Raw genomic sequence first — 7064 nt, forward strand, 5'->3', positions numbered from 1 at the left:
GGGTTCTCAGCGGTAGGAGGCGCGGGTGCGGATGCGGGAGACGGCGAGGAGGACGAGCAGGGTCGCGGCCATGAGGACCACGGCGAGGGCGGCGCCGGTGAAGGCCGAGCCGCGGTCGGTCGCCGCGTAGATCCGCACGGGCAGCGGTGTCCAGTCGGGCGGGTAGAGCATCATGGTGGCGCTCAACTCGCCCATGGAGAGCGCGAAGCAGAGCCCGGCGGCCGCGGTCAGGGAGGGCAGCAGCAGGGGCAGCCTCACCTTCCACAGGACGTACGAGGGGCGGGCGCCGAGCGAGGCGGCGGCCTGTTCGTACGCGGGGTCGAGGCGGGCGACGGCGGCGGAGACCGACTGGTGGGCGAAGGCCGTGACGAGGACGGCGTGGGCGAGGACGACGATCCAGCGGGTGCCGTTGAGGAGCATCGGCGGCTTGCTGAACGCGACGAGGACCGCGAGGCCGACCACGACGGACGGCACGGCGACGGGCAGCATGAAGAGCGTGTCGAGGGCCTTCCCGAGGAGCCGGGACAGCCGGGGGTTCTTGCCGCCGCCCCGCTTCAGCGACGCGGCGGCGAGCGCGGCCCAGGTCCCGGTGGCGAGCGCGAGCAGGCTGGCGCCGACGGCGGTGACCAGGCTGGTGGTGAGGGCCTGGAGCGACTCCCCGCGAGTGGCCGCCGCGTAGTGCCCTGTGGTGAAGCCGGTGGGGAAGGCTCCCGACCAGTGGGCGGAGAAGGACGCCGCGACGATCACGAGGAGCGGCAGCGCGAAGAGGGGCAGGAAGAGGACGAGGAAGAGGGCCCGCACGGCCCACCTGCCCATGCGGCTATGCACCAGCACGACGGCTCACCACCCGGTAGAGGCCGTAGAGGCCCACGGATATCGCGATGTTGACGACGGCGACGACGCAGGCCGCCGGGTAGTCGGCTTCGAGCATGGCCTTGGAGTAGACGAGCGTCGGCAGGGTCGTGACGTCCTTGGCGCCCGTGAAGAGGACGATGCCGAACTCGTTCAGGCACATGACCAGGACGAGGCTGCCGCCGGCCGCGAGCGCGGGCAGCGCCTCGGGCAGGATGACGCGCCGCACGATGCGCCCGGGCCGGGCGCCGAGACTCGACGCGACCTCGATCTGCGCCGTGTCGATCTGCGTGAACGCGGCGAGCAGCGGGCGCATCACGAAGGGCGTGAAGTAGGTGATCTCCGCGAGGAGTACGCCCCAGGGGGTCGTCAGGAACTGGAAGGGGCCTTCGGCGGCGCCGGTCGCGTCCGTCCAGAGCCCGTTGGCAATGCCCTTCGTCCCGTAGACGAACAGCAGGGCGAGGGTGATCAGGAAGGACGGGAAGGAGAGGAAGACGTCGACGAACTTCGCCACGGCCTTCCCGCCGGGGAACGGCACGAAGGCGATGACCAGCGCGAGCGCGAACCCGAGCACGAGACATCCGGCGGTCGCGCCGAGCGCCAGCCACACGGTGGTGCCGAGCGCCTCGCGGAACGCCTCGGAGGCGAAGACGTCCGCGTACGGCTGGAGCGAGGTGCCGCCGGTGTCCGGCCGCACGGACTGCCGGCCGACGAGGGCGAGGGGGTAGAGGAAGGTGAGGGCGAGAAGGGCGACGGGGGGCAGGGCCCACACGAAGCGAGGTAGCCGCTCCCGCTGTGGGCAGGCGTTCCGCACGGCGGAACGGGTGGGCGCAGCGCTCACTGCCGGGTCACCGGAAACGAGGCGCTCAGTGGAGCTACCCATCGGTCACCCCTGCGGACAGCAGCACCGCGTCCTCCGGTGCGAAGTGCACGGTGACCTCGTCCCCGATGCCGGGTGGTGTCCGCAGCTCACGGACGTCCGCCTTCACCCGCTCGCCGCCCACCTCGACGTACAGCCGGTGCGTGGCGCCCCGCCACTGGACCTCGCTCACGCGTCCGGTGAGGGCGTTGGGCCCGTCCCCGAGCCCGACGAGATGCGGCCGCACGCACAGCGTGGCCGCCGCGCCGGGCACGGCCTCCCCCGTGTCGGCCTTCAGCTCGAAGCCGCCGAAGGAGACCGCCCCCGCACCGCCCACGGTCACCGCGAGGAGGTTCGCGTTGCCCACGAAGGAGGCCGTGAACTCCGTGCGCGGCGCGCGGTAGAGCTGCTGCGGCGTCCCGCAGTCCTGGAGCCGCGCCCGGTCCATGACGGCGATCCGGTCGGCGAGGGTCAGCGCCTCCACCTGGTCATGGGTGACGTACAGGATCGACACGTCCGGCAACTCCCGGTGCAGGCGCGCCAGTTCGGCCAGCATGCCGGAGCGCAGCTGTGCGTCGAGCGCGGAGAGCGGCTCGTCGAGGAGCAGGACGCCCGGCCGGACCGCCAGCGCCCGCGCGATGGCGACGCGCTGCTGCTGGCCGCCGGACAGCTCGCGCGGGAACCGCTTGGCGTACGCGGCCATCCCGGTCATCTCCAGGGCCTCGGCGACCCGCCCGGCGATCTCGGACTTCGCGGCCTTGCGTGCCTTCAGGCCGAAGGCGACGTTGTCCTCGACCCGCATGTGCGGGAACAGCGCGTACTGCTGGACGACCATGCCGATGCCCCGCCGGTGCGGCGGCAGCGCGGTGACGTCGCGCTCCCCGATGAACACGCGCCCCGACGCGGGCCGCACGAAGCCCGCGACGGCCCGCAGCGCGGTGGTCTTCCCGGAGCCGGAGGGCCCGAGCAGCGCCATGACCTCGCCCGGCTCGACGGTCAGGTCGAGCGCGTCGAGGACGGTGGTCCTGCCGTAGGCGACGCTGACCCGGTCGAAGCGGATGCCGCTGCTCATGTCCGCGCCCCGGCGAGCAGGGCGAGCAGCCCGGGCAGGTCGCCGACCGAGGCGAGGACGTGTGTGGCGCCGTGCTCCCGCAGCTCCGCCTCGCCGTGGGCGCCGGTCAGCACGCCCGCGACGACGCCCGCCCCGGCCCGCACCCCGCTCGTCATGTCGTACGCGGTGTCGCCCACGACGGCGACCTCCTGGACGCCCGCCACGGCCCCGGTGCGCAGGAAGGCGCTGAGCACCATGTCCGGGTAGGGCCTGCCCCGGCCGCCCGCGTCGGCGGGGCACAGCGTCAGTTCGACGAGGTCGCGCCAGCCGAGCGCGTCCAGGATGGCGTCCTGGGTGACGCGGGCGAAGCCGGTGGTCAGCACCACGGTGAGGTCCTGGGACTTGAGCTGCTCGATGGCCTCCCTCGCCCCGGGGATCGGTGCGATCCGGCCGCCGTCGACCAGCTCCCCGTACGCCTGCTCGAAGGCGGCGTTGGCCCGCCGGGCGAGCGCCTCCTCGCCGAAGAGGTGCCGGAAGACGGAGATCTTGGACTCGCCCATCGTGGCGCGCACGTACGCGAGCTTCTCGGCGTGGTCGGCCGAGCCGGGCTCGACGCCGAGTCCGGCCGCGGCGGCGGAGAAGGCCTGTTCGACGAGGCCTCCGTCGGCGACGGTGGTCCCGGCCATGTCGAGCACGACGAGACCGATGCGGTTGTCCTGCACAGCGCTCACCATCCCAGTTCGTCCGCGGTCGTCTCGGCGATCGCCGGCGAGCAGGTCATGCCGCGCCCGCCGGGCCCGGTGACCAGCCACATGCCGTCGCGCACCTGCTGGCGGTGCACGACACGGCTGGTGTCGACGCACTGCGCGTACACCCCGGCCCAGCGTCGCCTGATCTTCGGCAGCGGGCGGCCGAGGAAGCCCTCGACGACCTCGGTGAGGTGGTCGTAGGGGTCCTCGACGGTGTCGAAGGCGAAGGGGTGTTCGTACTCGTGGGTGTCGCCGATGGTCAGGCCGCCGTCCGCGCGCTGCACCATGAGCAGCTGCATCTTGTGCGCGGCGGCGGTCGGGGTCTGCGCCTGCCCTGCGTTGAGCGCGTCGAGCGCGGCGGACCGGTACGCCGGGTAGTAGCGGAAGCTGTCGGCGTCGGCGACGGACGTGGTGAGTGGTTCGCCGAGCGGCGCGGTCTGCATCATCTGGAGGCGGACGCGGCGCACGGGCAGCTCGGGCCCGGCCAGTTCGCGCACCAGGCCGCCGAGCCAGGCGCCGGTGGCGAGCACGACGACGTCACCGGTGTGCACGTCACCGTGGTCGTCGCGCACCGCGTTCCCACCGACGGCCTCGCGGACCTCGCGGCCGGGCAGGAAGGTGTAGCGCGGGGAGGCCAGGAGGGCTTCGCGCAGCCGGAGCTGGGCGGTGCGGGGCTCGACGGCGGCGTCCCGCTCGCACCACAGGGCGGCGAGGAAGTCGCCGCGCAGGGCCGGGTTGAGGGCGCGGGCCTCCTTCTCCCCGAGGAGTTCGTAGCCGCGGGCGGCGGCGTCGGGGCGGGTGAGTGCGGCCTCGGCGACCGCGCGCTCGCGTTCGGTGCGCACGAGGGTCAGGGAGCCGTTGGCCCGGAAGCCGAGGCCCGGCACGCGCTCACCGATGGCCTCCCACAACTCGCGTGCGCGCAGAGCGGTTTCGAGCTCCTCGCCGCCCGCGCGGCCGCTCACCCATATCTGCCCGAAGTTGCGCAGGGACGCCCCTCGGGCCTCGCTCTCGCGCTCGATCTGTACGACCTCGTGGCCGCGTTCCACTGCGTGCCAGGCGTGCATGGTGCCCACCACGCCGGCTCCTACGACGATGACTCTCACGGCGGCAACGCTCCTGCGGACGGGTGGCCCGCGCGGGGCCGAACGGCAACGGGACGGTGAACGGGCACCCAAGCTTGGACTAGACCCGTTATCTGTTCGTGATATCCCGGTCCGCTGTCGCCGCGCGGAGGACGGGAGCCTCAGTCCCGCCCCAGATGCGTGGTGAAGGAGAACCGGTCGCCCCGGTAGAGCGTGCGCACCCGCTCCAGCGGGTGGCCGTCGGTGTCCCGTGAGAGGCGGTGGATGAGCAGCATGGGCAGGGCGGGCGGCGTCCCGATGAGCAGGGCCTCACGCGGGGTGGCGAGCACCGTCTCGATGCGTTCGTCGGCGTCCCCGAAGCCGATGCCGAGCCGGTCGCGGAGGTAGGCGTAGAAGGAGGAGTCCGGTTCGAAGTCGCGGTCGAGGCGCGGCGCCCGCGCCACGGACACGTAGGTGCTCTCCAGGCCGACCCGTTCGTCGTCGGCGAGCAGGACGCGCTCCATGTGCCAGACCGGCTCGCCCGGCCCGGCGTCGATCTCGGCGGCGAGCGCGGCCGGGCACGGGAAGCGGTCGAGGGAGATGAGGTGACGTCCGGGCGTGCGTCCCTGTCGGCGTACGCCCTCGGTGTAACTGGCCAGGGAGAGCGGCTGCTCCAGCTTGGGGCCCGCGACGACGGTGCCGCGGCCCTGCCTGCGCAGCCGCCCCTCCAGGAGGAGTTCGCGCAGCGCCTGGCGCACGGTCTCGCGCGCCACCTCGTACCGCTCGGCGAGGTCCCGCTCCGTGGGCAGCGTCTGCCCGTCCCCCAACTCGTCCGTGAGGGCGGCGATCCGGGCCTTCACGGCGTAGTACTTCGGGATGCGCCCGTGCTCGGGGATGCCGGAGCGGATGGGGGCGCCGGGCGCCTGGTCCAGCAGGTGGGCGGGCGGCTGAGCGGGGTTCGGGTTGTCCACCCGGGGATGTTCGCAGACGTACGTGAACGCAGACGTACGTGAACGGGGCCCGCCCGCGCAGGGGATCCGGTGCGGGACGGCTCAGCGGCCGGTCGCGCGGAGCCTGCGGTAGCGGGCCAGCAGGGCGGCGCCGCCGAGGAGGAGGGCACCGGCGGCCGCCCCGAGGCCGAGCAGAGTGGCGGGGCCGGTCTGCGCCAGCTGCTCGATCGGTTCCGGCCGTGCGGTGGACACCCCCCCTGAGTCCTCGGCGTCCTCGGCGTCCTCGGCATCGTCAGGGGCATCGGCCGCGACGGCGAAGCCGTAGTCGTTGGAGTCGCCGACCCACTCGCCGTCGTCCTCCCTGCGCTGCACCAGCGCCACCGACGCCACGACGCGGTTCGGCAGGGCGTCGGCGGTGAAGGCGAGGCGGACCTTCACGGTGACGGTCTCGCCGCGGCCGACGGTGAAGCCGGGGAAGCCGTCGTCGAGGACGCCGATGTTCTCGTCCTGGTCGGTCTTCTCGAACGGCACGGACCGCCAGCGCGTCCCGTCGTGGAACTCCAGCCGGATCTGCTCCGGCAGCAGCGGCTGCCGCTGGCCGACGAGGACCAGGATCGGGTGGACGCCGGCGCAGGTCTCGTCCGTGGCGTTGGTGAGGTCGATCGTCCACTCCTGCCGGGGGCCGCCGGGGCGGTAGGCGCCGGGGCCCTCGTGGATCCGGGTGGCGAGGGGGAAGTCGACGCGGTCGGGCGGGGCGCAGCTGGGCGGGGGCACACCGGCGTGGCCCTGCCGGCGCACCTGCGGAACGGGCGCCGCCTGGCCGGGCTCCTCGGCGGCGGCGGGGGCGGTCGCCACGGTGGACGCGAGGGCGGTGGCGAGGGTCGTGGCGACCGTGGTGGCGAGGCCGAAGGGGGCGGAGCTGCGGAATCGCATGACGGACCTTTGCCGGGTGTGAATGGACCTTTGCCAGGCTGTGATGCGTACGTCGGGGGCCGGTGAGGTGGGCACGGTGACCGGGCCACCGGTCATGGCCGCGACCCTGCCACGCGGCCGCCGCCGCCCCGGAGCGCCACCCCCCGGTAGGCCCGATCGGCCGTTCAAGAACCCCACGATCAGTCGAGATCCCGCATATCGCGATTGGCCGGCGGAGGACTGGCCGGGAGCCGCTTCACCGGGCAGCCGACTGACCGTGAAACGACTGGCCGGAAGCCGATCTACCGAGCACCCGACTGACCGCCACACCACCGCCCGGAAGCCGACCAACCAAGCACCCGACTGACCGCCACACCACCGCCCGGAAGCCGACCAACCGAGCACCCGACTGCCCGCCACACCACCGGCCGAGAGCCGATCAACCGGGCAGCCGACTGCCCGGCGGACGACCGGCCCGAAACCGATCAACCGGAGAGACGACTGGCCGCCACACCACCGGCCGGAACCGATCAACCGAGCACCCGACTGACCGCCACACCACCGCCCGGAAGCCGACCAACCAAGCACCCGACTGACCGCCACACCACCGCCCGGAAGCCGACCAACCGA

General features: G+C 73.4%; 7 protein-coding genes. All 7 read right to left on the reverse strand.

Annotated elements, in window-relative coordinates; translation table 11 throughout:
- Nucleotides 1–6 precede the first annotated feature (6 nt).
- The 7 genes from ACF062_RS05550 to ACF062_RS05580 all read right to left on the reverse strand — a co-directional run bounded on the left by ACF062_RS05550 (nucleotide 7) and on the right by ACF062_RS05580 (nucleotide 6455).
- A complete protein-coding gene (locus ACF062_RS05550; RefSeq protein ID WP_392135979.1) occupies nucleotides 7–834 on the reverse strand; it encodes an ABC transporter permease in 828 nt (275 codons plus the stop codon).
- The gene (locus tag ACF062_RS05555; RefSeq protein ID WP_392135982.1) at nucleotides 821–1735 is read right to left on the reverse strand and encodes a 2-aminoethylphosphonate ABC transporter permease subunit; all 915 of its coding nucleotides are present in this window, start codon (nucleotides 1733–1735) and stop codon (nucleotides 821–823) included. Before ACF062_RS05555 ends, ACF062_RS05550 begins: the two co-directional genes overlap by 14 nt.
- Nucleotides 1728–2783, reverse strand: a complete 1056-nt coding sequence (locus ACF062_RS05560; protein ID WP_392135985.1) for an ABC transporter ATP-binding protein — start codon at nucleotides 2781–2783, stop codon at nucleotides 1728–1730. The genes ACF062_RS05555 and ACF062_RS05560 overlap by 8 nt, the downstream gene beginning before the upstream one ends.
- Nucleotides 2780–3484, reverse strand: a complete 705-nt coding sequence (locus tag ACF062_RS05565; RefSeq protein WP_392135987.1) for a phosphonatase-like hydrolase — start codon at nucleotides 3482–3484, stop codon at nucleotides 2780–2782. Before ACF062_RS05565 ends, ACF062_RS05560 begins: the two co-directional genes overlap by 4 nt.
- Before the next feature lie 5 nt (nucleotides 3485–3489).
- Entirely contained in the window at nucleotides 3490–4614 is a 1125-nt protein-coding gene (locus ACF062_RS05570) for a TIGR03364 family FAD-dependent oxidoreductase (RefSeq protein WP_392135990.1), read from the reverse strand.
- A 140-nt stretch (nucleotides 4615–4754) separates the two neighbouring features.
- Nucleotides 4755–5543 carry a GntR family transcriptional regulator gene (locus tag ACF062_RS05575; RefSeq protein ID WP_392135992.1) on the reverse strand — a complete coding sequence of 263 codons (789 nt, stop codon included), beginning with the start codon at nucleotides 5541–5543 and terminating at the stop codon, nucleotides 4755–4757.
- Between the two features lie 81 nt (nucleotides 5544–5624).
- The gene (locus tag ACF062_RS05580; RefSeq protein WP_392136000.1) at nucleotides 5625–6455 is read right to left on the reverse strand and encodes an LPXTG cell wall anchor domain-containing protein; all 831 of its coding nucleotides are present in this window, start codon (nucleotides 6453–6455) and stop codon (nucleotides 5625–5627) included.
- Between the last annotated feature and the right edge of the window lie 609 nt (nucleotides 6456–7064).

It is taken from the genome of Streptomyces sp. NPDC015345, from assembly GCF_043078805.1.
Taxonomy (GTDB): domain Bacteria; phylum Actinomycetota; class Actinomycetes; order Streptomycetales; family Streptomycetaceae; genus Streptomyces.